Origin of the sequence: Arthrobacter sp. NPDC057009, assembly GCF_042673905.1 — a bacterium.
GTDB lineage: Bacteria > Actinomycetota > Actinomycetes > Actinomycetales > Micrococcaceae > Arthrobacter.
Genome location: NZ_JBHUSB010000008.1, coordinates 68,409 through 94,327, shown reverse-complemented (window position 1 = coordinate 94,327; position 25,919 = coordinate 68,409). Strand labels below are relative to the sequence as shown.

22 protein-coding genes and 3 tRNA genes are annotated in these 25,919 nt (G+C 65.3%); 12 read left to right on the top strand and 13 right to left on the bottom strand.

Annotation, left to right across the window (positions count from 1 at the left end; all coding sequences use genetic code 11):
• Positions 1 to 59 precede the first annotated feature (59 nt).
• Positions 60 to 142, bottom strand: a tRNA-Leu gene (locus tag ACFTR6_RS10575).
• 424 nt (positions 143 to 566) lie between these two features.
• Here ACFTR6_RS10575 and ACFTR6_RS10570 point away from each other — a divergent pair.
• From ACFTR6_RS10570 to map, 8 genes are read left to right on the top strand one after another with little or no spacing between them, the layout of a single operon-like run.
• Positions 567 to 1,307, top strand: coding sequence for an FhaA domain-containing protein (locus ACFTR6_RS10570; RefSeq protein ID WP_377957880.1), 741 nt, complete (start codon positions 567 to 569; stop codon positions 1,305 to 1,307).
• Complete coding sequence (locus tag ACFTR6_RS10565) at positions 1,304 to 1,786, top strand: FHA domain-containing protein (RefSeq protein ID WP_087872353.1); 483 nt, start codon at positions 1,304 to 1,306, stop codon at positions 1,784 to 1,786. The genes ACFTR6_RS10570 and ACFTR6_RS10565 overlap by 4 nt, the downstream gene beginning before the upstream one ends.
• A gap of 2 nt (positions 1,787 to 1,788) precedes the next feature.
• Positions 1,789 to 3,630, top strand: a complete 1,842-nt coding sequence (locus tag ACFTR6_RS10560; RefSeq protein ID WP_377957879.1) for a protein phosphatase 2C domain-containing protein — start codon at positions 1,789 to 1,791, stop codon at positions 3,628 to 3,630.
• Positions 3,627 to 5,081: an FtsW/RodA/SpoVE family cell cycle protein gene (locus tag ACFTR6_RS10555; protein WP_377957878.1), complete on the top strand. Its 1,455-nt coding sequence runs from the start codon at positions 3,627 to 3,629 to the stop codon at positions 5,079 to 5,081. Before ACFTR6_RS10560 ends, ACFTR6_RS10555 begins: the two co-directional genes overlap by 4 nt.
• Positions 5,078 to 6,532 carry a penicillin-binding protein 2 gene (locus ACFTR6_RS10550; RefSeq protein WP_076799416.1) on the top strand — a complete coding sequence of 485 codons (1,455 nt, stop codon included), beginning with the start codon at positions 5,078 to 5,080 and terminating at the stop codon, positions 6,530 to 6,532. Before ACFTR6_RS10555 ends, ACFTR6_RS10550 begins: the two co-directional genes overlap by 4 nt.
• Positions 6,529 to 8,379, top strand: a complete 1,851-nt coding sequence (locus ACFTR6_RS10545; protein WP_377957877.1) for a protein kinase — start codon at positions 6,529 to 6,531, stop codon at positions 8,377 to 8,379. The genes ACFTR6_RS10550 and ACFTR6_RS10545 overlap by 4 nt, the downstream gene beginning before the upstream one ends.
• A gap of 3 nt (positions 8,380 to 8,382) precedes the next feature.
• Positions 8,383 to 10,341: a Stk1 family PASTA domain-containing Ser/Thr kinase gene (pknB, locus tag ACFTR6_RS10540; RefSeq protein WP_377957876.1), complete on the top strand. Its 1,959-nt coding sequence runs from the start codon at positions 8,383 to 8,385 to the stop codon at positions 10,339 to 10,341.
• A gap of 31 nt (positions 10,342 to 10,372) precedes the next feature.
• On the top strand, positions 10,373 to 11,143 hold the full coding sequence (gene map / locus ACFTR6_RS10535; protein ID WP_377957875.1) for a type I methionyl aminopeptidase: 771 nt from the start codon (positions 10,373 to 10,375) through the stop codon (positions 11,141 to 11,143).
• 49 nt (positions 11,144 to 11,192) lie between these two features.
• Here the strand turns inward: map and ACFTR6_RS10530 are convergent, their stop codons facing one another.
• Positions 11,193 to 11,834 (bottom strand): aminodeoxychorismate/anthranilate synthase component II, encoded by a 642-nt coding sequence (locus ACFTR6_RS10530; protein WP_076799420.1) that lies wholly within the window; start codon positions 11,832 to 11,834, stop codon positions 11,193 to 11,195.
• 169 nt (positions 11,835 to 12,003) lie between these two features.
• On the bottom strand, positions 12,004 to 12,804 hold the full coding sequence (locus ACFTR6_RS10525) for a class E sortase (RefSeq protein WP_377957874.1): 801 nt from the start codon (positions 12,802 to 12,804) through the stop codon (positions 12,004 to 12,006).
• A gap of 172 nt (positions 12,805 to 12,976) precedes the next feature.
• Here ACFTR6_RS10525 and ACFTR6_RS10520 point away from each other — a divergent pair, with 172 nt between their 5' ends.
• Together ACFTR6_RS10520 and ACFTR6_RS10515 are read left to right on the top strand one after the other, a co-directional pair.
• A complete protein-coding gene (locus ACFTR6_RS10520) occupies positions 12,977 to 13,228 on the top strand; it encodes a cell division protein CrgA (RefSeq protein WP_076799422.1) in 252 nt (83 codons plus the stop codon).
• Positions 13,229 to 13,238: 10 nt separating this feature from the next.
• Positions 13,239 to 13,835, top strand: coding sequence for a DNA-3-methyladenine glycosylase I (locus ACFTR6_RS10515; RefSeq protein WP_377957873.1), 597 nt, complete (start codon positions 13,239 to 13,241; stop codon positions 13,833 to 13,835).
• A 205-nt stretch (positions 13,836 to 14,040) separates the two neighbouring features.
• Here ACFTR6_RS10515 and ACFTR6_RS10510 read toward each other — a convergent pair whose 3' ends face one another.
• From ACFTR6_RS10510 to ACFTR6_RS10500, 3 genes are all read right to left on the bottom strand, one after another.
• Positions 14,041 to 14,508 carry a carboxymuconolactone decarboxylase family protein gene (locus ACFTR6_RS10510; protein WP_377957872.1) on the bottom strand — a complete coding sequence of 156 codons (468 nt, stop codon included), beginning with the start codon at positions 14,506 to 14,508 and terminating at the stop codon, positions 14,041 to 14,043.
• 569 nt (positions 14,509 to 15,077) lie between these two features.
• Positions 15,078 to 15,959 carry a rhomboid family intramembrane serine protease gene (locus tag ACFTR6_RS10505; protein WP_377957871.1) on the bottom strand — a complete coding sequence of 294 codons (882 nt, stop codon included), beginning with the start codon at positions 15,957 to 15,959 and terminating at the stop codon, positions 15,078 to 15,080.
• Between the two features lie 4 nt (positions 15,960 to 15,963).
• Positions 15,964 to 16,509 (bottom strand): peptidylprolyl isomerase, encoded by a 546-nt coding sequence (locus tag ACFTR6_RS10500; RefSeq protein WP_087872344.1) that lies wholly within the window; start codon positions 16,507 to 16,509, stop codon positions 15,964 to 15,966.
• Positions 16,510 to 16,665: 156 nt separating this feature from the next.
• Between ACFTR6_RS10500 and ACFTR6_RS10495 the strand changes: the two genes are divergently transcribed.
• Both ACFTR6_RS10495 and ACFTR6_RS10490 read left to right on the top strand, forming a co-directional pair.
• On the top strand, positions 16,666 to 17,628 hold the full coding sequence (locus ACFTR6_RS10495) for a hypothetical protein (protein ID WP_377957870.1): 963 nt from the start codon (positions 16,666 to 16,668) through the stop codon (positions 17,626 to 17,628).
• A gap of 144 nt (positions 17,629 to 17,772) precedes the next feature.
• Positions 17,773 to 18,642: a glycosyltransferase family 2 protein gene (locus tag ACFTR6_RS10490; protein WP_076799428.1), complete on the top strand. Its 870-nt coding sequence runs from the start codon at positions 17,773 to 17,775 to the stop codon at positions 18,640 to 18,642.
• Positions 18,643 to 18,686: 44 nt separating this feature from the next.
• On the opposite strand, the gene ACFTR6_RS10485 is transcribed toward ACFTR6_RS10490, so the two are convergent.
• The 7 genes from ACFTR6_RS10485 to gyrB all read right to left on the bottom strand — a co-directional run bounded on the left by ACFTR6_RS10485 (position 18,687) and on the right by gyrB (position 25,802).
• Complete coding sequence (locus ACFTR6_RS10485; protein ID WP_377957869.1) at positions 18,687 to 19,625, bottom strand: DMT family transporter; 939 nt, start codon at positions 19,623 to 19,625, stop codon at positions 18,687 to 18,689.
• A gap of 115 nt (positions 19,626 to 19,740) precedes the next feature.
• Positions 19,741 to 19,816: transfer RNA gene (locus tag ACFTR6_RS10480), tRNA-Ala, on the bottom strand.
• A 72-nt stretch (positions 19,817 to 19,888) separates the two neighbouring features.
• Complete coding sequence (locus tag ACFTR6_RS10475; protein ID WP_216359080.1) at positions 19,889 to 20,008, bottom strand: DLW-39 family protein; 120 nt, start codon at positions 20,006 to 20,008, stop codon at positions 19,889 to 19,891.
• 68 nt (positions 20,009 to 20,076) lie between these two features.
• Positions 20,077 to 20,150, bottom strand: a tRNA-Ile gene (locus tag ACFTR6_RS10470).
• 97 nt (positions 20,151 to 20,247) lie between these two features.
• Complete coding sequence (locus tag ACFTR6_RS10465; protein WP_087872341.1) at positions 20,248 to 20,919, bottom strand: DUF3566 domain-containing protein; 672 nt, start codon at positions 20,917 to 20,919, stop codon at positions 20,248 to 20,250.
• Positions 20,916 to 23,651, bottom strand: a complete 2,736-nt coding sequence (gyrA, locus tag ACFTR6_RS10460; RefSeq protein WP_140416402.1) for a DNA gyrase subunit A — start codon at positions 23,649 to 23,651, stop codon at positions 20,916 to 20,918. Before gyrA ends, ACFTR6_RS10465 begins: the two co-directional genes overlap by 4 nt.
• Positions 23,652 to 23,711: 60 nt before the next feature.
• Entirely contained in the window at positions 23,712 to 25,802 is a 2,091-nt protein-coding gene (gyrB, locus tag ACFTR6_RS10455) for a DNA topoisomerase (ATP-hydrolyzing) subunit B (RefSeq protein WP_377957868.1), read from the bottom strand.
• Positions 25,803 to 25,919: the final 117 nt, after the last annotated feature.

Genomic DNA, 25,919 nt, shown 5'->3' with positions numbered 1-25,919 from the left:
AGCCGCAGAAACAAGAAAGGACCCCGGGGAATCCTTGGATTTCCCGGGGTCCTGATGCGTGCGCGAGGGGGGATTTGAACCCCCACGCCCTTTCGGACACTGGCACCTGAAGCCAGCGCGTCTGCCGTTCCGCCACTCGCGCGCAACTTCTTCCACTCAGCCCAGCCGGGATCCGGCTTGCGGCCTTGTAAAAGCAGCGAGATCAAGCATAACGGACACCTGCCGCAAATTCCTAATCGGGCCATTGCACCACCTCGCAGCACGGTTTCTGCCCGTGCTGCCGCGGCTGCACGGGCCCTCAAAGGCGCACCCCACGGACGGCTGCCGCCTGTGATCGCGCACACATTCGTGCGGGAAACGTGAACGAATCGAGTCCGCGGCGCGTTGTGGATTAAGGTCTTTCGCAGACGTGGCAAGTAGTATCGGATGTATAAGGGCCCGCTTCCGGCGGGCACGGTTTTAGTTGTGCACGGCCTTTGTTGTGCACGGTATTTTGTTGTGACTGCGTTGCCAGAACGAGTTCCACGGGACGTGCTGTCCCTCAGCAGCAAGGAAAGGAGAGGACCATGGGTCTGCTGGACAAGGTCGAACGCGGCATTGAAAAGGCGGTCCGCGGCGTCTTCTCCACCGGCTCCAAAGCCCAGGTTGAGCCCGTGGAAATCGCGAGCCGCCTCCGCCGCGAAGTGGACCACAAGGCCATCACCATCGCTGCCGGACGCACCCTGGTACCCAACGTCTTCGATGTCCTGCTGAGTGACGAAGATTTCCAGCGCGCCCAGGAATGGGGAACGCCGCTGGCCGAGGAACTCTGCGACGTCGTCATCAACCATGTCCGCAGCCAGGGGTACATCCTCCAGGGCCCGGTCCGCATTTCGTTCCGCCGGGACGAATCCCACCGGGCCGGCGACTTTGAGATCACCTCAAAGACCGAAAAGTCCTCCGGCGCGGCACCGGCCGCCCCGCGGGCCAACGTGCCGGCAGCGCCCAGCCGCCAGCCGGTCCGGCTGCAGCCTGTTCTGGACATCGACGGCCAGCGGTATTCACTCAATGCCCCCTCCGTCGTCCTGGGCCGTTCATCAGAGGCTGACATCCTGGTGGACGACACCGGGGTCTCCCGCCGGCACCTCGAAATCCAGACCCACGGAGGCACCACCACCGCCGTCGACCTGGGCTCCACCAACGGCAGCTACGTCAACGGACAGAAAGTGGCCGGCAGCACGGAGCTCGCCGACGGCTCCACCATCACGATGGGACGGACCAAAATCATCTTCCGCCTCCTGCCCGCCAACACTGGTGGCCGCCCATGAGCGAACTGACCATCACCGCCCTGCGCTTCGGGTTCCTGCTTCTTCTCTGGGTCCTCATCTTCAGCATCGTCTCCGCCATGCGGCGTGACCTTATGATCGGCCGCAAGGCCGCCACCGGCGCGCCCACGGCACGGCAGGTGCGGAAGAACCCGGAACTGGCCGAACCGGCACCGGCTCCGGCCAGGCAACAGGCCCGCCAGCTTGTGGTCACGGAAGGCCCGCTGAAGGGCCGCACCGTCCCCCTGGCTGCCAGTCCCATCCTGCTGGGGCGCGCGCAGGAGGCAACGCTGGTGCTCGAGGATGACTACGCCTCGGGCAGGCATGCCCGGCTCTTTCCACAGGGAAGCCGCTGGTTCATCGAGGACCTCGGCTCCACCAACGGCACCTACCTGGCCGACCAGCAGCTCACCCGGGCCCTCCCCGTGGACCTTGGTGTACCCGTGAGAATCGGCAAGACGGTCATTGAATTGAGGCCGTAGCCATGGCCGCTCCGGACATGCCCGTGGGCGAGGTTCCAGCCTCACCTCGGCCCCTCATCCTGCGCTACGCGGCGCGCTCTGACGTCGGCCGTATCCGCGCAAAAAACGACGACTCCGCTTATGTCGGCCGGCACCTGGCCGTCGTCGCGGACGGCATGGGCGGCCACGCGGGCGGTGATGTCGCTTCCGCCGCCACTGTCCTGGACATGATCCACCTGGACACCGACGACTACGATGACGACGCCGTCACAGTGCTGGCTGACGAGATCCAGACCGCCAACTCGCTGCTCTCGGAACTTGTCCACATCAATCCCAAGCTGGCGGGCATGGGCACCACCGTGACTGCCCTGCTGCTGGCCGAGGGCAAGCTGCATTTCGCCCACATCGGCGACTCCCGTGCGTACCGACTCCGCGACGGCGAGTTCGAACAGATCAGCGTCGACCACACGTTCGTCCAGCGCCTCATCGACGAGGGCCGGCTGCGCCCCGAAGAAGCGGAAACCCACCCGCACAAGAACGTCCTGATGCGCGTCCTCGGTGACGTCGATGCGAGCCCCGAACTGGACCTTGCAACGATCGATGTGCAGCCCGGCGAGCGCTGGCTGCTCTGCTCGGACGGTTTGAACTACGTCGCCGGCCATGTCGTGGAGCGCACCGTCCGGGAAACACCGGATCTGCGCGAATGCGTCGAGACGCTCGTCGACCTCACCCTCGAGGCAGGCGCGCCGGACAACGTCACCGTTGTCATGGTGGAAATCGCGGAGGAAACGCCCGACGACGTCAGCACTGCCGCCGTCGACATCATCCCTGATGCGGGACAACCGGAAGCGATCACCGGGACAAAGGCCGCGGCGCCCGACGCCGGTCCCGCTGCCCCCGACGCCGGTCCCGCTGTGCCCGCTGCCGGGCCGGCAGCTGTGCCGCCGGCTTCCGGGCCAGCCGGTTCGAGCCCGGCCGGCTCGGAACCAGCGGAACCCAAGCCCGGCTCCGCGCCCGATGCCACGTCCAAACCCGAAGGTTCATCCGGAACCCAGGGGGCCGGTGAGGGCGACGGCAAGCCCTCGAGCGAACCGACAACCAGCACTGATCCGCATCTGGGCGAGCACCTGTCCGCCGAGGTGTTGCGCGAGGAGCTTGCCTCCCGCCCGCACATCCTTGTCGGCGCAGCCGTCGCAGCCGCCGAAACCGGCTCAATCCCCAGCATTGCCGGCCGGACTGTCGCACGCCGCGCGGCCACCGTCCTCACGCACAAGTCGGACCAGGCCCGGGAAGAGGCAGAGGAATTCGCGCCGGCCAGGCGGCCGCGCCGCTGGCTCACCCTGGGAATCGCCGGTGCCGCACTGCTGGTTCTCGCCGTCGGGCTGTGGCTCGGCTATGCCTGGACCCAGACGCGCTACTACATCGGTGAATTCGACCAGCGGGTGGCCATCTTCAATGGCGTCTCGCAGCGCCTGGGTCCCATCCAGCTCTCCACTTTGGAAGCGGTCACGGACATCCGGATGGAGTCGCTGCCACAGTTCTCGCAGCAGCGGGTCCGCCAGACGGTCCCGGCCCGGGATCTCTACGACGCGCAGCGGATCGTCAAAAACCTCGAGCGCACGGGAAGCACCGCTCCTTCGGATGAGTGCCTGACCCCGTCCCCGACGGCAACGGCTTCCGCCACCGCAAAGGCCACGTCCACCGCCAAGGGGACCGCAACGGCCACTGCCACCGCCACCCCGAAACCGACAGCCTCGGCGACCCCAAAGGCGACCTCAACCGCCAAACCGACGGCATCGCCGACCGCAACAGCCGGAGCGGCGGCAGTACCCACCCCAACCGCAACCTGTGAGGGGGGCCAATGAGCCGCGCCGACACCATGCCCAAACCACGGCGCAACGTGGAACTGCTGTTGCTCGTGCTTGCCCTGTCCGTCAGTATCGGCGCCAACGCACTGATCAGCATCGACGAACAGACCGCGCTGGACACTGACTTCTGGTTCCAGTCCAGCCTGCTCGCCGTGGCGTCCCTGGTGTTCCATGTGGTCCTCCGGCTCCGCGCCAAATATGCCGATCCGGTGATACTTCCGCTGGTGGTCGCCCTCAACGGGCTTGGCCTGGCCATGATCCACCGCCTCGATGCCCCCGGCGACGACACCGGTAACAACCAGCTGCGGTGGACGCTGATCGCCATGGCGGTCGCCATTGCCGTGATCTGGTTCCTCAAGGACCACCGTGTCCTGCGACGTTTCACCTACATTTCCCTGGCCGTCAGCGCCCTGCTCCTCATCCTGCCGCTGGTGCCCGGCATCTCGGCCGGTGAGATCCTGGGCGCCCGGGTGTGGATCCGGCTCGGCCCGATGACGTTCCAGCCGGGCGAGGTCGCCAAGATCACGCTCGCCATATTCTTTGCCGGGTATCTTTCCTCGAACCGGGACCTCATCATGCTGGCCGGCCGCAAGATCGGCCCCATGCAGTTCCCACGGTTCAAGGACATGGGGCCCATGATCACCGCCTGGCTCGTGAGCATCGGCGTGCTCATCTTCCAGCGCGACCTCGGATCCTCCGTGCTGTTCTTCGGCCTGTTCATCGTGATGATCTATGTGGCCACCAGCCGGATCAGCTGGGTGGTCATCGGCCTTACCCTGATCCTCGGCGGCGGCTTCGTGGCCTCCCGGGTCTTCTCGCACGTTGGCCTGCGCATCGACAGCTGGCTTAATGCCTTCACTGAGGAAGTCTTCGGACGCTCCCCCGGCGGCAGCGGCCAGATCGTGGAAGGCCTCTTCGGAATGGCCAGCGGCGGGCTCGTCGGCACCGGTCTCGGACAGGGGCGGCCCAACCTGGTGCCCTTCGCCAACAGTGACATGATCATCGCCTCCTTCGGCGAGGAACTGGGCCTCATCGGCCTCTTCGCCATCGTGATGATGTACCTGCTGCTCTTCACCCGCGGCTTCCGCGCGGCACTCGGCACCCGCGACGCCTTCGGCAAGCTCCTTGCCTGCGGCCTGTCCTTCGCGGTTGCGCTGCAGTGTTTCGTGGTGATCGGCGGCGTCACGCGGCTGATCCCGCTGACCGGGCTCACCACACCATTCCTGGCCGCAGGTGGTTCATCGCTGCTGGCCAACTGGATCATCGTGGGACTGCTGCTGATGATCTCGCACACGGCACGCGGCCCGGTGGACACCACACCGATGCAGCCGGGCCGGACCCCGGAGGCGCAAAAGCCGGCGCCGCTGCCCGCCGTCGGAAACCGGCAGGACCGCAACGCCACCCAGACCCTCCCAGACGCTCCCACCGAGGCGGTGAAACACCTGTGAACCAGGCCATTCGACATTCATGGATCGCCGCGGTCGCGATGTTCGCCCTGATTTTCGGTGCGATCAGCTATGTCCAGGTGGTCGGCGCGGACGAGCTGAAGGCCAACCCGTGGAACCGGCGCGCCATCCTGCAGAACTACTGCAACGACCGCGGCGCGATCCTCGTGGGCGGATCCGCCATCGCCGAATCCGTGCCTGGCAATGAATCCTGCAAGTTCCAGCGCCGTTACAACCAGCCCGAGCTGTATGCCGGCCTGACCGGATACTTCTCCCGGAGCTACGGCGTCACCGGCCTCGAGGGCGCCATGGATGCCCAGCTTGCCGGCAGTTCGGACCAGCTGTTCTTTGACCGGATCGGGCAGCTCTTCCTCGGCAACCAGCCCAAGGGCGCATCCGTCGAGCTCACCATTGACCCGGAAATCCAAAAACTGGCGTACGACCTCATTCCGGACGGCCAGCGGGGCTCGATCGTGGTGACGGATCCCAAGACCGGCAACATCCTGGCCATGGTCAGCAAGCCGTCCTACGATCCCAACCTCATCGCCACCCAGGACATCGCCAAGGAGCAGGCCGCCTACAACGAGGCCATCAAGATCCCGGGCATCAACCTGAACCCCTCGGTCAGCGGCCCCACGGGCGCCCTGCTGGCACCGGGCTCGGTCTTCAAGCTGGTGGATACGGCAGCAGCCCTGAGCTCCGGCAAGTACAACGCGGACAGCGTGCTGCCCAACCCGGCCCAGATGAGCTTCCCGGGCATCCAGTACCAGCTGCCCAACTACGCCGGCGGCAACTGCTATACCCGGAGCACGGCCAGCTTCGCGTTTGCGCTGCAGCAGTCCTGCAACACCCCGTTCGCCAGCATTGCCCGGGACCTCGGGGAAAACGCGATCGCCCAGCAGGCCAGCAAATTCGGCTTCGGCCAGGAGCTCGGCGACCAGCTCAAGCTGGACTACGCCAAGAGCATCTTCCCGACGGACCTCGACGCGGCCGGACTGGCGCAGTCAGCCATCGGCCAGCGCGACGTCCGTGCCACGCCGCTCCAGATCGCACTGATGACCTCGGCCATTGCCAACGGCGGCGTGCAGATGGCTCCAAACCTCGTCAAGGCAGTACGTTCCCCGGACCTCAGGGCGATCGACGAACCGAAGCCGGTGGCTTTGCGGACCTCGACCACGCCGGAGATCGCCGGACAGATCACCGAATGGATGACCAGCGTGGTCAGCGAGGGCATCGGCTCGGGGGCGGGCATTCCCGGTGTCCAGGTCGCCGGCAAGACCGGAACCGCGGAGCTGGGGAACGGCCTGAACAACTCGTGGTTCACAGGGTTCGCCCCGGCCAACGATCCGCAAGTGTCCGTCACCGTCGTCATGCAGGGCGTGGACATCACCACCGGAGCACAGCTAACCAGTCCGAACGCAAAGAAGATTTTTGAGGCGGTGTTGAATAAGTGAGGCCTACATCGGGAATCACCCTCGGCGGCAGATTCCAGTTGACCACGCGTATTGCGATCGGCGGCATGGGTGAAGTCTGGAAGGCCAAGGACCTTATCCTGGGCCGGATCGTGGCCATCAAGGTACTCAAAGAGGAGTACACGGGTGACCCTGGCTTCCTCCAGCGGTTCCGCGCCGAAGCCCGCCACACCGCCCTTCTGAACCACGTAGGCATCGCCAACGTCTTCGACTACGGCGAGGAGGAAGGCTCCGCCTACCTGGTGATGGAGCTCGTTCCGGGCCAGCCGCTGAGCAGCATCATCGAGCACGAGCAGGTCCTGTCCCCGGACCGCACCCTGTCCATCATGGCGCAGACGGCTCGGGCCCTGTCCGTGGCCCACGCCCAGGGCCTGGTGCACCGGGACGTCAAGCCCGGAAACCTGCTGATCACCCCGGAGGGCCGGGTCAAGGTCACTGACTTCGGTATCGCGCGCCTGGCGGACCAGGTGCCGCTGACCCAGACCGGCCAGGTCATGGGCACCGCGCAGTACCTCGCCCCCGAACAGGCCACCGGCCAGACCGCCACCGGCGCCTCCGACATCTACTCGCTGGGTGTGATCGGCTACGAGTGCCTCACCGGGCACCGCCCGTTCTCCGGCGAATCCCAGATCGCCATCGCCCTGGCCCAGGTCAACGACGCGCCGCCGCCCCTGCCCGAGTCGCTGCCCAGGCCTGTGCGTGCCCTCCTGATGTCCATGCTGGCCAAGGATCCGAAGAACCGCCCGGCCAACGCCATCAAGCTGGCGGAAGCTGCAGAGGCCATCCGCAACGGCGACATCGCCGCGGCCCACGCCGCCGTGCCTGGAATGCTCCTCTTCGAGGGGGGCACCGGTGCCATGACGGCTCCGGTAAATACTGTCACCGCACCCACCGGGGTGATCGGTTCAGAGAAAAACCCGACGGCGGCCACCTCCGCGCTGCCCGTTCTGGGCGCCGCTGCCGCTGGTGCGGCAGCCGGCGGGGCAGCGGCTGCCGCCACCGGAGACTCTGATGGGGCCCCCACCCGGGCGGGAAGCACGCTGTCGCGGGCCGACGCCTTGGCCGCCGAGCGCACCTGGGACCAGGAACCGGAGCAGTACGACGAAGAACCCGCGGACGAGCCGGAGCGGCGGAAGCGCAGCCCCTGGACCTGGCCGCTGATCGCCCTGATCCTGCTGGTGCTGTTCGCCGTCGCCGGCATCCTGCTGAGCCAGGCAGGATTCCTGTTCCCGGGCCAGAACCCGGCTGCCACCACCTCGGCCACGCCGAGCCGCAGCGTGACCACGAGTGCCACGCCCACACCGACGCAGACGACCCCGACCCCGACACCGACTCCGACACAAAGCACGCCGGACTCGTTCAATATCATCGCCGAAGCGTACCTGGGCCGGCCCTTTAATGACGTCCGGGATGAGCTGAACACACAGGGCTTCCGGGTGGACGGTGAGCAGGTATTCAACGCTGCCGCCCCCGGCACCGTGACCGGAATCAACCCGACGGGTCCGGTCCCGCTAGGAGAAACCATCAAGGTCACGTACTCCAAGGGCCCGGAAAAGGTTCAGGTGCCAGACCTCAACAGTGGTGACACCGAGGCCGAAGTGCGCGCTGCCATTGAGGATGCCGGGCTGCGCTGGCAAAAGGGTCCTGACGTGGACGGTTCAGGGGAGGAGCCCGGCACGCTCGTCCGCACGGAGCCGGGTAGCGGCAGCGAAGTTAATTCCGGATCTGTGGTCACGTATTTCCTCGCCAAGGCTCCCGAAGCTACACCCACGACCACACCTTCCCCGACGCCCACTGTCACTCTCAGCACGCCACCAAGTCAGGGATAGGCCGTGACCACGCCACGAACTCCGTCACACCGGGAAGACAACATCCCGGTGACCAGTCAGCGCGTCCTGAACGGACGCTATGAACTCGGGGACCTCATCGGCCGCGGGGGCATGGCCGATGTGCACCGTGGCGTGGACACCCGGCTGGGCCGGACGGTCGCCATCAAGCTGCTCCGCCCGGACCTGGCCCGGGATCCCCAGTTCCAGGCCAGGTTCAAGCGCGAGGCCCAGGCCGTGGCAGCCCTGAACCATCCGTCGATCGTGGCCATCTACGACACCGGCGAACACATCGTGCAGGGCGACGCGCATGACCAGGTCCGCGTTCCCTACATCGTCATGGAGTTCGTGGCGGGCAAGACCCTCCGCGACCTGCTCAGGGCCGGTGACATCACCATCGACCAGGCGGTGGAGTACACGCTGGGTGTCCTGTCTGCCCTCGAGTACAGCCACAAGGCAGGGATCGTGCACCGGGACATCAAGCCGGCGAACGTCATGTACTGCGAGAACTCGGACATGGTCAAGGTCATGGACTTCGGCATTGCCCGTGCGGTTGCCGATTCCGCCGCGACGATGACCCAGACCCAGGCCGTGGTGGGCACCGCGCAGTACCTGTCACCTGAGCAGGCGCGCGGCGAAGCCGTGGATGCCCGCAGCGACCTGTACTCGGCAGGCTGCCTGCTGTACGAAACGCTGACCGGCCGCCCGCCCTTCGTGGGTGAAAGCCCCGTATCCGTGGCGTACCAGCACGTCCGCGAGAAGCCAGAACCTCCCAGCACTTTCAATCCGGACATCTCGCACGCGCTGGACAGCGTGCTGGAAAAGGCATTGCAGAAGAACCGTGCCGACCGCTTCCAGGACGCTGCCGCCTTCCGCCGCGCGCTGCGGGCCGCGAAGAACGGGATTGCCGTTCCGGCTCTGGCGCCCAGCGAAGCGCCGACGGATCCCAATGACATCCCTGAGCCGCACCGCACACCTCCGACAGAGGCGTTTTCGGTAACCGGAGCCAGCTTCCTCGACGACGCTCCCGCCGGCCGTCTGCGCCGCACCCGGGACTCCGGTGGTGGTGATGATGCCGTGCTGCCGGCTGAGGCAGCGGCCGTGTACGAGACCGCCGAGCACGATGAGCTTCCGCTGGGGCTTCCCCGGGAACGGGAGCGGTCAGGGCTACAGAAGTCCCGCCGTCGTGCCTGGATCACGACGTTCGTGATCTTCACGCTCCTCGTGCTGGCCGGCGGCGGCCTCTGGTTCTACAACTTCCTCAACCAGCCTCCCGCCGCACCCGCGCGCGTCGCGATTCCCGCAGTGGAAGAGCTCTCCGAATCGGAAGCGCTGCAGACTCTGTACGATGCGAAGCTGCGGCCCCAGATCAAACGGGTGCAGCACGACTCGATCGCCAAGGGCACCGCCATCGGCACCGCCCCGCCGGCTGGATCGTCGCTGGAACCGAACTCGGAAGTGGTCCTGAACATCTCGGCGGGGCCGAGCGCCGTCAAGATCCCCGAGACGCTGCCGGGTCGGACGGAGGCGGCAGCCCGTGACATCCTGCGCCAGGCGGGACTGGTGGGCGCGCCGTCAACCACCATGGCCAACAGCGCCACTGTTCTGGCGGGCCTGGTGATCACCACCAAGCCTGCACCCGGCCAGCAGGTGGCGGTGGGGAGCACCGTCGAGATCGTGGTTTCCACCGGCAAGGTGGCCATGCCGGAGCTGCGGGGCATGACCCGTGCAGAGGCCGAGGCTGCGCTCAAGGAACTCGGCCTGGTTGCCGTGATCCAGGAGGTGGAGAACTCCCAGGTGCAGCCCGGCAAGGTAACGGGCCAGAGTGACCCGCTCAACTCGCTCGTCGAACAGGGCAAGGCGATTACCGTGACAGTGGCCAAGGCGCCGGCTCCGGAGCCCACACCCACGCCGACGCCCACGCCGACACCGACACCGACACCGAGCCCCAGCAGGGGCAAGTAGGGCCCGGACGGCTGCGGAAGAGAGGCGCCACATGATCGAGATCCTGACCCCCGCCGAGCTGGCCCGGGCAAAAGAGACAGGCGCCCTGGTTGCTGGCATCCTGCAGTCGCTGAAGCACCGCACCACCGTGGGCACGAACCTTCTGGACATCGACCGGTGGACCGCGGCCATGATCCGCGAGGCCGGCGCCCAGTCCTGCTACGTTGACTACGAGCCCTCCTTCGGACGCGGACCGTTCGGACACTACATCTGCACGGCCGTCAACGACGCCGTGCTCCACGGACTGCCGCACGACTACACGCTTGCCGACGGCGACCTGCTGACACTCGACCTCGCAGTCTCCAAGCGCGGAGTAGCTGCGGACTCGGCCATCAGCTTTATCGTGGGCGACTCTGCGGCTCCGGAGAGCGTCGCGATGATCGACGCGACCGAACGCGCTTTAAGGGCAGGAATAGCGGCCGCCGGTCCCGGGGGCCGCATCGGCGACATTTCCCACGCCATCGGCTCCGTCCTCAGTGAGGCGGGGTACCCGATCAACACCCAGTTCGGCGGTCACGGCATCGGATCCACCATGCACCAGGACCCGCACGTGCCAAACACCGGACGGCCGGGCCGCGGGTACAAACTGCGCCCAGGGCTGTTGCTGGCACTCGAGCCGTGGGTCATGGCCGATACCGCCGAACTCATCACCGACGCCGACGGGTGGACGCTCCGAAGCGCCACCGGCTGCCGGACGGCACACAGCGAGCACACGATCGCCATCACTGACGACGGAGCCGAGATCCTCACGCTGCCAGCGTAGGCTCAGCCGTGAAAACGCACCCAGCAGGCACCCGTGCGAGCAGGCAGGCCTAGTGCTGGATGAGAGGGCTCAGCTTGGCTGCGCGCTCGGCCGCACCCTTCATGCCCAGTGACTCGAGCCAGTTGCCCAGCATCTGGTAGCCGCCCTCGGTCAGCACGGATTCGGGGTGGAACTGGACGCCGCACAGCGGCGCGGAGCGGTGCTGCAACCCCATGACCACGCCGCTGGCGGTTTCCGCTGTCACCTCGAGGATCTCCGGGATCGTTTCGCGGACGGCGGCCAGGGAGTGGTAGCGCGTGGCCGTCACGGGGGAGGGCAGGCCGGCAAAAACGCTGGCGCCGTCGTGCTGGACCAGTGAGGTCTTGCCGTGCATGAGCTCCGGGGCGTGCGTCACTGTTCCGCCGTACGCCTCGGCCAGGGCCTGGTGCCCCAGGCAGACGCCGAACATCGGCTTCGTCTGCTCTCCGCACCAACGGATCAGCTCGATGCAGACTCCAGCTTCCGACGGCGAGCCCGGACCGGGCGAGATCAGGATGCCGTCGCGGGTTTCCGCCATTTCGATCGCTTCCGCGAGAGTCACATCGTCGTTACGGACCACTGTTGTCTCGGCGCCGAGCTCCTGGAGGTAGCCCACCAGGGTGTAGACGAAGCTGTCGTAGTTGTCCACGACGAGGATCTTTGCTGTGCTCATGGGTTTCTTGACGCACCAATCGTTGAGTCGGTGAATTGGGTGAACTGGGACATCCAGGGGAAAAGGAACTCGACCATCAGGAACAGGGCGCCGGCAACCAGCACCAGCGAGGTGAGGACACGGAGCCAGAGCGGGCCGGGGAGATGACGGAAAATCCAGCCGTACATACCTAGCCTTCCCCCCGTGCGCGCGCCACCTGGTCTGCAATCTCGGCGGGCGGGCCTGCCGAGGCCGGCTGCCAGTGGTCCAGCACCGAATAGGCGATGATCCGTTCCTCCGAGCCGAAGCGGGGATTGCAGCTGGTCATGGTGAGAAGTCTTTCCGTGGGGCGTACTCCGGGCTGATTGGGCACGGGCAGGAGAACATCGGCTTCGCTCGGCAGGACAATCCGGTTGTTGCGGAAGACGTAGACGTAGTAACCGTCCCGCGTCTGGACATAGATCTTGTCCCCGGGCACCAGCGTGTGGATATTGTCCAGCACTGCGCCGTGCGTCTGCCGGTGGCCCGCCACGGCGAAATTACCCACGGCGCCGGGCATGGCGGTGTTGCCGTAATGGCCGAGGCCCAGGGTGTCCAGGACGTCGCCGCTGGTGCCTTCAACAATTGGCCGCGTGTAGTTCTCCCCGAACCGGGGGATGTAAATGATCCCGATGGTGCCGCCGTGCCCGGGAGCCTCGCCCACAACAGGCGCTCCATAGTCCTTCGGTCCGGCAGCCGGTGCGCCCCCCGTCGCAGCCGCCGTGGGCGCCGGGCCCACCGGTCCCCCCAGTTCGCGCGCGAAGTCCTTAACCGCGGCGCTCTGCTTGGCATCGGACTCAACATTGGTCCACCAGAGCTGCCAGGCGACAAACAAGAGCAGAACTACGCCGGCAGTGATCAGAAGCTCGCCGAAGATCTGGACGGCTTTCCGCAGGATTACGACGCCGGCGGACGGCTTGGCGGTGGCCGTCACCTTCTCCTGCACTACCACGCGATCTCCTCCAAGGCGGTTGCGGGGCACCAGCGCGGACTGAACTACAGCTAGAATTGGCTGCTAGTAAGACTTCAGACCTGACCAAGAGTGTGCAGACCGCCGGCAATCCCCTTCCAGCAGGATATCAAGCCGCGGTCCATCCTCTTGATTCAGCCGCCAAGGAGGACATGTGCCCGAGTCAAAGCCACGCAAGAAGACTTCCCGTCCGGCCGAGCCCGTTTCCACCCAGGCCTACAAGCCAAATCCCGTCTGGTTCAAGCCCGTCATGTTTGGCCTGATGATCATTGGTCTGCTGTGGATCATCACCTTCTACATCAGCGAGGGCCAGCTGCCCGTGCAGGCTTGGGAGTCCTGGAACATCCTGGCCGGGTTCGGCATTGCGATCATCGGGTTCCTGATGACCACGCGCTGGCGCTCCTGAACCGACGCGCATGACCGCAGAAGGCATCATCATCGGTGAGGATGGCCTGGCCCGTCCGGTGTGGGCATCCACGGACCCCCTTCTGCGCGAGTATTACGACACTGAGTGGGGCCTGCCCGTCCGGGACGAGCAGGGCCTCTACGAGCGCATCAGCCTCGAAGCTTTCCAGGCCGGCCTGTCCTGGGCCACCATCCTGCGCAAACGCCCGGCCTTCCGTACAGCCTTCGGCAACTTCCATCCCGAAACAGTGGGCGCCTTCACCGAGGCCGACGTCGAGCGCCTCCTTCAGGATCCCGGCATCGTCCGCAACCGCCTCAAGATCCGTGCCGCCATCACCAACGCCCGGGCCACCATTGCACTGCGGGACGAAGGCGGCCTCGTTGACTTTGTCTGGAACTTCCAGCCGGCGTCGACCCCTGCTCCCGTCACCTACGCCGACATACCCACGACGTCCCCTGAGTCCATCGCCCTGTCCAAGGCGCTGCGGAAGAAGGGCTTCGCCTTCGTGGGGCCCACCACCATGTTCGCGCTGATGGAAGCCATCGGCATGGTGGATACCCACCTCGTGGACAGCCACCGCCGGGGAACCTCGGGCGTCTGGACCTGACCGCATGCCACGCGGCTGCCCTCTGCCTGCCAGCCCAAAGAGGCCGGTCCACAGATGTTGGTAAAGATATCCACAGTGTTGATAACTGCGTCGATCCGGTCCGGAGGAAAGGCCCGATGCGCCCGGTTGGCGCCACCGGACGGCCGAAACTTGCATTTTCCAAGTTATTAACAGTTGTGGAAACGGCTGTGGAAAACCCCTGTTGTCAGCCTTTTTTCGGCCTCACAGGGTGCTGGCTGGTGATGGAAACGCGGTTGAACGCGTTCATGGCGATAGCCAGCCAGCTCACTGCAGAGTACTGCTCGTCGCTGAGGTGTTCCCGCGCGTAGGCCTCTTCCAGGTCGCGCGTGCGGGCGTCCGGAAGAACGGTGATGCTCTCCGCCAGGGTCAGGGCGGCACGTTCCTGGTCCGTAAAAACCTCTGTGTCCCGCCAGGCTGGCAGGACGGCCAGCCGCTGGGTGGTTTCGCCATCCTTGACGGCGTCGGCAACGTGCATGTCAAGGCAATAGGCGCAGCCGTTGATCTGGGATATGCGGACGTTGAGCAGTTCCATGAGCCTGGAGTCCAGGCCAGCCTCAAGCATCGCTTCCTTGGCCTTTAGCCCCAGCCCGTTCAGCGCCCGCCAGGCTGCCGGGTGGTGCTTGTCCAGGAAGATGTGGCTGTGGGTACTCACGTCGTTGCTCCTTGCTGATGCCCTCGTGGCTGTCAGTCCGAGATTACACGGGGACCATGTGCGCGGCCGTGGGTTATCCACTTAGCAACAGGCAACTACCCACAAGTTATCCACAGGTGGGGAAAACTTGTGGGGATTACCGGCTCGAATGCCTGCATCTAGGCGTTGTGGGGTGGTCGAAGGCCGGGACCAGACCTCTGCGAGTTATTAACAGTGTGCATAACCCTGTTGAAAGGGCGCCGGCAAAGCGGCTATGAGAGCCTCCGTATCGCCGTTTATGCCCAGAACACCCAGCAGCTGTGGAATGTGGGCGAAGTTGTCCACTTGCCCACACTCAAAGGCGGCAAAGTTATCCACAGGTGTGGACTAAGGCGTGCATATCGGCCAGAAACCGCGCCAGACCGCGGTTTCCAGCGCGCCCCTGCCGGTGACTTACAGCTGTGTAAGTTACCAACAGTGTGGAAAACCCCTGTGGAAAACCTACGGGACGTTCCGCCGCCTCCAAGCACAAAAATGCCCCCGCTTCGGAAAGCAGGGGCATTGCGGGGGGAGAGGGCAGGCAGGAGCTTCTAGGACGCCACGAGCACCCGGTACCAGGAAGCCACGACCAGCAGTGCCAGAACGAGCGCCAGGCCTCCGGCCTGGAGGACATGGCGCCGCGGGCTGCGGGGAACGTAGGCGATGGCGGCAGCACACAGGGCTCCGGTGATGAAGCCGCCCAGATGGGCCTGCCAGGCGATCTGCGGCACCATGAAGCCGATGACGCCATTGATCGCGATGAGGACCCAGAGCTGCTTCGTCTCACCGCCACGGTGGCGCTGCACCACGAGCATGGCGCCGAAGAGCCCGAAGATCGCGCCGGAAGCACCTACCACGCCCACAGGACCGCCCTCAGGCAGAATCGGTGTCAGGAGCAGGTATCCCACTGAGCCGCCGATGGCGGACAGCAGGTACACAGCAAGGAATCGGATCCGCCCCAGCAGCGGCTCGAGCGCTTGCCCGAAAATCCAGAGGGTGTACATGTTAAGCACGATGTGGAGCAGGAACCCCTGGGAGTGCAGAAAAGCCGACGTCACCATGCGCCACGGCTGGAACACCCCGTACTCAGGCGTGGCGAACACAGACGCGTAGGCGAGATTCCGGTACACCGCATCACCGGGAATGATCCACTGGAGAACAAACAGCAGTGCGCAGGCGGCGATGATCGCGAACGTCACTGCAGGCTTGCCGGACGCAACGGCACCGCCATAGACGGTCCGTGCTGTCGGCGTCGTACGCTTTGCTTCGTTGACGCAGTCAACGCACTGGAATCCGACGGCGGCCGCACGCTGGCACTCGGGGCATGCCGGCCGCCCGCAACGCTGGCAGCTGACATACGAGGGCCGGTCCGGGTGCCGGGGGCACACCGGGACCTGCGCGGACGGCTCCGCCGCCGGAGTTCCGTAGCTCATGTTGCTAGAGCTGCTCGATGTCGATGCTGTTGATGGTCACATCTTCAACCGGGCGGTCGCCCATGCCGGTGCGGACACCTTCAATGGCGTCCACAACCTTCTTGGATTCCTCATCCGCAACTTCACCGAAGATGCTGTGCTTGCCCTGCAGCCAGTCGGTGGGGATGGTGGTGATGAAGAACTGTGAACCGTTGGTGCCCTTGCCCATCTGGATGCCGGCGTTGGCCATGGCCAGCTTGTAGGGGGCGCTGAAGCTCAGTTCGGGATGGATCTCGTCGTCGAAGCGGTACCCCGGTCCGCCGGTGCCGCGGCCCAGCGGGTCGCCGGCCTGGATCATGAAGTCCTTGATGATGCGGTGGAAGATGGTGCCGTTGTAGAGCGGAGTGCCCGTCTTGTCCTCGCCGGTCTCCGGGTGAGTCCAGGCCTGCTCGCCAGTGGCCAGCCCGATGAAGTTCTTAACAGTCTTGGGCGCGTGGTTGCCGAAGAGGTTCACAACGATGTCGCCGAGGCTGGTGTGGATGGTCGCTTTTGCAGTTGCTGTGGCAGTCATAGCGCCATTCTTTCACGGCGGGTCAACGCGGACCGGAGCCGGAAAGACAGTTCCGCGCTCGGTGAAATCCACCGTGAATCCGCCGGAACGATAGCAGCCCAGCTATTCGTGCACGTAGGCTAACAACAGAACCGTCACATTAATCGGGAGGTAGTTGTGAAGAAATCGGATCGTATTGCCCGCGAACTGGAGTTGTCGGTCAGTTCCGCAGTGGAGAACGCAAAAGACCGCGTGGAAGCAGCTGTGGATTGGGCAGTTCCGCGCCTGCAGCATGGTCTCGACACCGCTTCCCCCAAGATCCAGGAGGGGCTGAAGGTGGCGGCCCACAACCTTGCCGATGGAGTCGCCACGGTCACGCCGCGGATCCAGGACGGTCTGGCGCACCTTGCCCCGAAGATCCACGACGCCGTGGAGGGAGCACCGCCCCGGCTGCACGAAGCACTGGACAGGGCCACGCCGGTTATTGCGAACGCCCGGGACCGCGTAGTTGTTGAATACCTCCCCCGGCTCTCCGACCAGATCGGCAGCGCTTCCGAAGTTGTCCACCGGACACTCGAGAGCACTCCCGCCCGTGTGGATGCCGTGGCCCAGAAACTCGGTGATGTTGGAATCATCCACGCCATCCAGGAACAGGCACATGTGGCCGGCGGTCACCTCAAGTCAGCCGCCAACGAGGCGAGCCGCGCAGTGACGGGCAAGACGCTCGTGGTGGAGCCGCAGAAGCCGAAGAAGCGCGGACTTCTTATCATCGGTGTGATCACCGCGGCAGTGGCCGCCGGCATCGCGGCATGGAAGGCATCAAAGCCGGTCGAGGATCCCTGGAAGACGCCCGCTCCCGTAACGCCCGCGCCGTCGACTCCGGAAACGACCACTCTGGCTGCCTCCGGCACCGGCGTTGGATCGGCCGCGGAGACGCCGGCTCCGGTTCCGGCCACCCCGGCCGGCGGTTCTGCCTCCGCACCGGCTGATACCCCGCTGGATGCAGCCTTCGCCCTGGCTGCCGAGGAGGAAACCGAAACTTCCGCTGACAAGGCGAAGCACGTTGCCGAGGATTCCGACGCCGGTGAAGCTGCCGCCGACGCCAAGCCCGCGGTGAACGAAGCCGACAAGAAGGCTTAGCCCAGCGGCCCGAAAGGGCTGTAGCAGGAGGGGTTCCGCTGCCGCGGGGCCCCTCTTGCTGTCTCTGCAGGAGTGTCTGCCCGCCTCCCTAAGTGACAGTCGAGTGCCGCCGGGATCGAAAGCATCGGTGCTAAGTTTGAGGTGATGTCACCCGATAGATCCGCAGAGGATGCCTTGACTGACACTGAGCCGCGCGTATCGATTGTTATCCCGGCCTACAACGAGGAAAGTGTCATCCGTCAGTGCCTCATCGCGGCGGTGTACCAGTCAGTTCCGGCGCACGAGATCATCGTGGTGGACAACATGTCCAAGGACCGTACGGCATCGATCGTCATGCAGATGCAGCAGGAATATCCGGAAAGCCCCATCATTCTGCTCCGGCAGGACCAGGAGCAGGGACTGATCCCCACCCGCAACTTCGGCCTGGACAGCGCCACCGGTGACATCCTCGGCCGGATTGATGCCGACTCGGTGGTTGAGCCGGACTGGGTGGAGCAAGTGCAGAAGGCCTTCGAGGACCTCTCCACTTCGGCCGCCACGGGGCCCGTGGTCTACTACGACATGCCGATGCGGCGCTTTGGGCTTAAGGCGGATGACAAGATGCGCCAGCTGATGCTGAAGCTGGCCAAGCACCAGTACCACTTCCTGTTCGGGTCCAACATGGCCCTGCGGCGGTCAGCGTGGGAGACCATCCGGGACGAAACCTGCCGGGATGAAAAGGACGAAATGCACGAGGACATCGACCTGTCCCTGCATCTGGCCGACCACGACCTCAAAGTCCAGTACTGGCCGCAGATGGTCTCCGGGATGTCTGCCCGGCGGCTCGAGGACTCACCCCGTGACTATCGGTATTACGTGACCCGCTTCGACCGCACCTACAAGGCCCACAATGTGAAGAAGATGGCCCTCAAGGCGCCGATGGTGGTGTTCTTCTCGGTCTACTTTCCCGCGAAGCTCCTCCGCGCTATCCACACCGTCAACACCAGCCAGCCGGTCCGCCGCGGCGGACAGTAGCCCGGCGCCGCCGGTCCGCCGCGGCGGACAGTAGCCCGGCGCCGTCAGTCTGCCCCCAGCTCCGCCAGCGGGCGTTCCTCCGGCGGCTTGCCCCGCCCGGCCCTGCCGTTCCCGCCTTTACCGTTGCGCTGTCCGGCCACCACGACGGCGAGACCCACCAGGATGAGCGCCAGCCCGGCGTATGTGCCGGCCGGCAGCGCCTCGTTCAGGAACACTGCAGCCAGCAACGCGGCACCAGGTATCTCAAGCAGGATGATCATGGACACCAGCAGCGGGCTCATGGTGGCCAGGAGATGGTTGAACGCCGTATGCCCCACGAGCTGGGCGCACACGGTGATGGCCAGAATCCCCAGCCAGCCGCCTGCGTCGAAGCCGGACAGCGGCTGGTTGGTGGAGACCGCCAGCACGGCCACCAGGGCAGCGCACATGCCGTAGCAGAGGGCCGTGTAGGTCCCCGTGGTCATGCTTTGGCGGGCCCGGCCTCCGGCCAGCGTGTAGATGCCTGCGAGGAGTCCGCCGGCCATGGCCAGGAGGTCGCCCAGCAGCGCGTCCGGGGAGGTGCCCATGTCGAAGCCGGTAATGGCCACCACGCCGCCGAAGGAGATGCCCAGGCCCACCAGGACCTGCCAGCGGTGCCGTACGCCGCGGAAGAGCTGAATGATGGCAATCCAGGCTGACTGCAGGCAGACGAGAGCCGTAGCAGCAGCAACGGAGGTCAGCTGCAGGGAAGTGATGAAGCAGGCGAAATGCAGCGCCAAGGCCACGGCCGCAACGAGCGACCAGCGGAATTCATGGCGGCCGATGCGGCTGAACTGGCGCGGTTCCCGGACCAGGGTGGGGGTGGCCATTACGGCCGCCGCGATGGCATTGCGCCAGAAGGCGATCGCGAGGGGAGTGACGGTGGTGGCGCCCAGCGTAGCGGCGATGAGCGGTCCCGACGAAGCCACGCCCAGGACTCCCAGGGCGGCAATGAAAAGGTTCACGCGTTCCACAGTAGTGGCCCCGCTGGTTCAGCCTGTCGGAGCCACGTCCCCGCTAAGGAACCAGGTACCCGTTAAAGCAAAAGGCCCCGGCCGTTTCCGACCGGGACCTTCCTCATGGTGGAGGCACGGGGACTCGAACCCCGAACCCCCTGCTTGCAAAGCAGGTGCGCTACCAATTGCGCCATGCCCCCATAAGAAGCAACCCGTCCATCATACCCTAGTCGCAGAGGCTGTCTGACCAGTCTCCGCACCGGGGATCCGGGCTATTCAACCTTGTCGGTTGATTCGCTCCAGACTGTTTTCCGGGCTTCGGATTCCTGCACCTTTTTCTTGTAGAAGAGAGCGCCTGCGACCGCCGCTGCAATGACCAGCAACTTCTTCACATGCACCCCGTTCCGGCATGATTCCTGGGAACCTTGCCTGACTTCGACTTGAACCTGTGCAGGTTCCGTGGGCGTACCAGGACTTGAACCTGGGACCTCTTCGTTATCAGCGAAGCGCTCTAACCGCCTGAGCTATACGCCCCGATGCCTCATCGGGCCGAGACATGACTCTACAGCACATCCCGGCCCGATCTCAAATCGAGGCATTCCAGCGGGGTTTTTCCGCGGAATTACAGGGTTTAATCGTCCGTCAGGGTCACGCCGATGCCGCCAACAAGGGTTGCCGAGATGTTGTACAGCACCGCCGACAGCATGGACAGTGCTGTGAGAAGTACCACATTCACGACGGCGATAATGGTGGCGAACGATGCGACCTGGCCGAGCGAAGCAACCTTCTTCAGTTCGAAGCCGCCGCCCTCGGAGCCGGCGAGCGTGCCGAGCAGGCTGTCCACCTGGTCAAAGATGCCCGTCAGGTCCAGAACCGTCCACAGCACGATGGCAGCCACCACCGTGACGATGCCCAGCGCGACCGAGAGCAGGAACGCCATTTTCAGGACGGACCAGGGGTCAACCTTGCTGACCAGGAGCCGGGCGCGGCGCACCTTGGCCTTGGGGGCCGGCTTGACCAGTCCCGGTGCACCCGGTGCAGTCTGGGCGCCCTGCGGGCGCTGTCCGGGGGCTGCAGGACGCTGGGCAGGTGCCGCCGGCCGCTGGCCCTGAGGACGCTGGCCTGCCGGCGCACCCTGCGGGCGCTGTCCTGCGGGTGCGGGACGCTGCCCCGGAAGGCCCGACGGCGCGGCCGGGCTCTGCTGGGGGCGCACCGGGGCATTCACCCGGGGAGCGGCTGCCGGCTGACGCATCCCGCCGGGAGCATTACTGTTCGGCTTGGGATATGAGTCGGAATTGCTCACTCGTTACCTCCGGTGTTGTCTTCGTTCGCCCCAGCATCGCCGGACGTTCCTTCTGCTTCATCGGCCAGTTCTGAACCCGCCTCTGCGGCTTCCTCGTCTGGTCCGGCATCTTCAGCCAACGTTACGTCATCAGCGGCGATAGCCAAGATTTCTGACGCAGTGGGTTCACCGGAGTGGTCGGCTTCGGACTCCCGCTCCGCGCTGGCCTCAACTTCCGCTTCGAGGCCCCGCTCCGTGTTGCGGGCCACCTCGATGATGCGGTCGTTCTTGTCGGGCTTCGCAAAGATGACGCCCATCGTGTCGCGGCCCTTGGCAGGGACGCCCGCCACGGACGAACGGACCACCTTGCCGCCGCCCATGACCACGAGGACCTCGTCTTCTTCCTGGACCACGAGGGCACCCACGAGGTCGCCGCGTTCCTCGGCGAGCTTGGCAACCTTGATGCCCAGGCCGCCGCGGCCCTGGAGCCGGTATTCCTCGACGGCGGTGCGCTTGGCGTAGCCGCCTTCGGTCACCACAAAAACGTAGGATCCCTCGGCCACCACGTTCATGGCGAGCAGTTCGTCGTCTTCACGGAACTTCATGCCCGTCACGCCGGAGGTGGCCCGGCCCATGGGGCGGAGCGCGTCATCGGTGGCGGTGAAGCGGATCGACTGGCCCTTGCGGGACACCAGCATCAGGTCATCCGTCTCGGAGACCAGCTGCGCGGAAACCAGTTCGTCCTCGTCCCGGAGGTTGATGGCAATGACGCCGGCGGACCGGTTGGTGTCGTAGTCCTCCAGCCGGGTCTTCTTGACCAGGCCGCGCTTGGTGGCCAGCACGAGGTACGGCGCCTGCTGGTAGTCGGTCAGGTCCAGAACCTGGGCGATGTGCTCATCCGGCTGGAAGGCCAGGAGGTTCGCCACATGCTGGCCCTTGGTGTCGCGGCCGCCCTCTGCGAGTTCGTAGGCCTTGGCCCGGTACACGCGCCCGAAGTTGGTGAAGAAGAGCAGCCAGTGGTGCGTGGTGGTGACGAAGAAGTGTTCCACGACGTCGTCGCCGCGGAGCTGGGCACCCTTGATGCCCTTGCCGCCGCGCTGCTGCGAGCGGTAGTTGTCGCTCCGCGTGCGCTTGACGTAGCCGCCGCGGGTGATGGTGACCACCACTTCCTCTTCGGGAATGAGGTCTTCCATGGACATGTCGCCGTCGTAGCCCATCAGGATCTGCGTCCGGCGGTCGTCCCCGTGCTTGGCCACGATCTCGGCGAGTTCCTCGCTGATGATCGAACGCTGGCGTTCCTCCGAGCCGAGGATCGCGTTGTACTCAGCGATCATGGCCTCGAGCTCGGCGTGGCGGTCCTGGATCTTCTGGCGTTCCAGGGCTGCGAGCCGGCGGAGCTGCATGTCCAGGATGGCGCGGGCCTGGATCTCGTCGATGTCCAGCAGCTCCATCAGCCCGTCGCGTGCTGCCTCCGTGGTGCTGGAAGCGCGGATCAGGGCGATGACCTCGTCCAGCATGTCCAGGGCCTTCAGGAGCGCACGCAGGATATGCGCTTCTTCCTCGGCCTTGCGCAGGCGGTACCGGGTGCGCCGGGCGATGACATCCAACTGGTGGGTGACCCAGTGCCGGATGAAGGCATCGAGACTGAGAGTACGCGGCACTCCGTCCACGATCGCCAGCATGTTCGCGCCGAAGTTCTCCTGCAGCTGGGTGTGCTTGTAGAGGTTGTTCAGCACCACCTTGGCGACGGCGTCCCGCTTCAGGACGATGACCAGGCGCTGGCCGGTACGGCCGGAGGTCTCATCGCGAAGGTCGGCGATGCCCTGGACCTTCCCGTCTTTGACCAGTTCGGCGATCTTGATGGCCAGGTTGTCCGGATTCGCCTGGTAGGGCAGCTCGGTGACGACGAGGCAGGTCCTGCCCTGCAGTTCCTCGACGTTGACCACGGCGCGCATGGTGATGGAACCGCGGCCGGTGCGGTAAGCGTCCTCGATGCCCTTGTGGCCCAGGATGGTGGCGCCGGTGGGGAAATCCGGTCCCTTGATGCGCTTCAGCAGTTCTTCCAGGAGCTGCTCGCGGCTGGCACCCGGGTTGGCCAGATACCACTGGACGCCGTCGGCCACCTCGCGGAGGTTGTGCGGCGGAATGTTGGTTGCCATGCCGACGGCGATGCCGGAGGACCCGTTGACCAGCAGGTTGGGGAACCGCGCCGGAAGGATGGTGGGTTCCTGGTTCTTGCCGTCGTAGTTGTCCTGGAAGTCGACGGTCTCCTCGTCGATGTCACGGACCATTTCCATGGCAAGCGGCGCCATCTTGGTTTCCGTGTACCGCGGGGCGGCGGCGCCGTCGTTGCCGGGCGAGCCGAAGTTGCCCTGGCCCAGCGCCAGCGGGTACCGCATAGTCCAGTCCTGGATCAGGCGCACCAGCGCATCGTAAATCGCCGTGTCACCGTGCGGGTGGTACTGGCCCATGACCTCTCCCACCACACGGGCGCACTTGTTGAAAGCACGGTCCGGGCGGTAGCCGCCGTCGAACATCGCGTACAGCACGCGGCGGTGGACGGGCTTGAGTCCGTCGCGGACGTCCGGGAGGGCACGGCCGACGATGACGGCCATGGCGTAGTCGAGGTAGGAGCGCTGCATCTCCGTTTGGAGGTCCACCTGCTCGACACGGTCGATCAGCAGATCGCCCTCCAGTACCGGCTCCGTGGCGTCCGGAGACTCGGCCGGGACCTCGGGTGTTTCGTCACTCATAGTCTGTAAATTCCGTTTCAGGTATATGTCGGTTCTGGAATATCAGGCGCGCGAAAACCGCTAGATATCGAGGAACCTGACGTCCTTGGCGTTCTGCTGGATGAAGTTGCGGCGCGATTCGACGTCCTCGCCCATCAGCACGGCGAAGATCTGGTCGGCGGCTGCTGCGTCCTCCATGGTCACCTGCAGGAGGGTGCGGCGGTCCGGGTCCATGGTGGTGTCCCAGAGCTCCGTGTAGTCCATCTCGCCCAGGCCCTTGTAGCGCTGGATGCCGTTTTCCTTCGGAATGCGGCGGCCTGCTGCCTGGCCGGAAACCAGGACCGCGTCACGCTCACGGTCGCTGAACACGTAGTCGTGCGGAGCGTTGGACCACTTGATCCGGTACAGCGGAGGCTGTGCCAGATACACATAGCCGTTCTCGATCAGCGGGCGCATGTAGCGGAACAGCAGGGTCATCAGCAGCGTGGTGATGTGCTGGCCGTCCACGTCGGCATCAGCCATCAGCACGATCTTGTGGTACCGCAGCTTGCTGAGGTCGAAGTCCTCGCCGATGCCTGTGCCGAACGCGGTAATCATGGACTGGACCTCGTTGTTGCCAAGTGCCTTGTCCAGGCGCGCCCGTTCCACGTTGAGGATCTTGCCGCGCAGTGGCAGGATGGCCTGCGTTTCCGGATTGCGTCCGCGCTTGGCCGATCCGCCTGCCGAGTCACCCTCCACCAGGTAGACCTCGCACTTCGAGGGATCCTTCGAGGAGCAGTCGGAGAGCTTGCCGGGCATGCCGAAGGACTCCAGGGGGCTCTTCCGGCGTGCATTGTCGCGGGCCTTGCGGGCAGCCATGCGTGCCTGGGCCGCGGAAATCGCCTTGCGGATCACGTCCCTGGCCGGGCCGGGGTTGCGTTCCAGCCAGTCGCCCAGCTGGTCGGTCACCACCCGCTGGACAAAGCCCTTGACCTCGGAGTTGCCCAGCTTGGTCTTGGTCTGGCCCTCGAACTGCGGTTCGGACAGCTTCACGGAGATAACGGCTGTCAGGCCTTCACGGATGTCGTCACCCGTGAGGTTCTCTTCCTTTTCCTTGATGATGCTCTTCTCCCGCGCATAGCGGTTGATGAGCGAGGTCATCGCGGCACGGAAGCCCTCTTCGTGGGTGCCGCCTTCGTGGGTGTTGATGGTGTTCGCGTAAGTGTGGACGCTTTCGGAGTAGGCCGTGGTCCACTGCAGTGCCATCTCGACGGCGATGTGCCGCTCGGTGTCCTCGGTTTCGAAGGCGATGACGTCCTCGTGGACCACGTCCACCTTCTTGCTCGAGTTCAGGTGCTTGACGTAGTCGAGCAGGCCCTCGTTGTACTGGTAGACCACGGTGCGGTGCTCGGCGAGGACCTCGCCCTCGGTCAGCACGCCGTCCAGGTCAAGGTCGCCGGCTTCGTCGGTGCCGGCAGCCGCCTGGCGCTCGTCGGTCAGGGTGATGCGCAGGCCCTTGTTGAGGAAGGCCATCTGCTGGAAGCGGGCGCGGAGCGTCTCGAAGTCGAATTCCACGGATTCGAAGATGCTCGGATCCGGGTAGAAGGTCTGGGTTGTTCCCGTGTCGGCGGTTTCCTCGCCCTTGACCAGCGCGCCCTGGGGCTTGCCGCCGTCGGCAAAGGACATCCGCCAGACGTGGCCCTGCCTGCGGACCTCGGTATTCACCCGGGTGGAGAGCGCGTTGACCACGGAGATGCCCACACCGTGGAGGCCACCGGACACGGCGTAGCCGCCGCCGCCGAACTTGCCGCCGGCGTGCAGGATGGTCATGACAACCTCGACCGTGGGCTTGCCCTCGGTGGGGTGGATGTCCACGGGGATGCCTCGGCCGTCGTCCGATACCTTTACGCCGCCGTCGGCCTGCAGCACAATCTCGATGTGGGTGCAGTAGCCGGCCAGGGCCTCGTCAACGGAGTTGTCCACCACTTCGTACACCAGGTGGTGCAGGCCGCGCAGTCCGGTAGAGCCGATGTACATGCCGGGCCGTTTCCGTACCGCCTCGAGGCCCTCAAGTACGGTAATGTCGCTGGCGCCGTACTCCCGGGGTGTGGCAGTCTCAGCCGGGTCGCCGGTGTTCCGGGCGTCCTCCGTTGCGGGCTCCACTGCCTCGATGTCTGCATTGTCGTTAGCCACAGGCGCTTTCGACTCCTCTATGTTCGATGATGGCCGGCCTCCGCCCTTTGCCGAAGCAAAAGGCATCCGCCAAAAGGCACGTCACTGGCGGCACCTGCTACCCGGTTGACCGCGGAA

What these genes read in the sequence shown, in the direction of transcription:
- ACFTR6_RS10570 (WP_377957880.1), top strand. Translation starts at nt 567, where the DNA reads ATGGGTCTGCTGGACAAGGTCGAACGCGGCATTGAAAAGGCGGTCCGC.
- ACFTR6_RS10565 (WP_087872353.1), top strand. Translation starts at nt 1,304, where the DNA reads ATGAGCGAACTGACCATCACCGCCCTGCGCTTCGGGTTCCTGCTTCTT.
- ACFTR6_RS10560 (WP_377957879.1), top strand. Translation starts at nt 1,789, where the DNA reads ATGGCCGCTCCGGACATGCCCGTGGGCGAGGTTCCAGCCTCACCTCGG.
- ACFTR6_RS10555 (WP_377957878.1), top strand. Translation starts at nt 3,627, where the DNA reads ATGAGCCGCGCCGACACCATGCCCAAACCACGGCGCAACGTGGAACTG.
- map (WP_377957875.1), top strand. Translation starts at nt 10,373, where the DNA reads ATGATCGAGATCCTGACCCCCGCCGAGCTGGCCCGGGCAAAAGAGACA.
- ACFTR6_RS10530 (WP_076799420.1), bottom strand. Translation starts at nt 11,834, where the DNA reads ATGAGCACAGCAAAGATCCTCGTCGTGGACAACTACGACAGCTTCGTC.
- ACFTR6_RS10515 (WP_377957873.1), top strand. Translation starts at nt 13,239, where the DNA reads ATGACCGCAGAAGGCATCATCATCGGTGAGGATGGCCTGGCCCGTCCG.
- ACFTR6_RS10505 (WP_377957871.1), bottom strand. Translation starts at nt 15,959, where the DNA reads ATGAGCTACGGAACTCCGGCGGCGGAGCCGTCCGCGCAGGTCCCGGTG.
- ACFTR6_RS10500 (WP_087872344.1), bottom strand. Translation starts at nt 16,509, where the DNA reads ATGACTGCCACAGCAACTGCAAAAGCGACCATCCACACCAGCCTCGGC.
- ACFTR6_RS10490 (WP_076799428.1), top strand. Translation starts at nt 17,773, where the DNA reads ATGTCACCCGATAGATCCGCAGAGGATGCCTTGACTGACACTGAGCCG.
- gyrA (WP_140416402.1), bottom strand. Translation starts at nt 23,651, where the DNA reads ATGAGTGACGAAACACCCGAGGTCCCGGCCGAGTCTCCGGACGCCACG.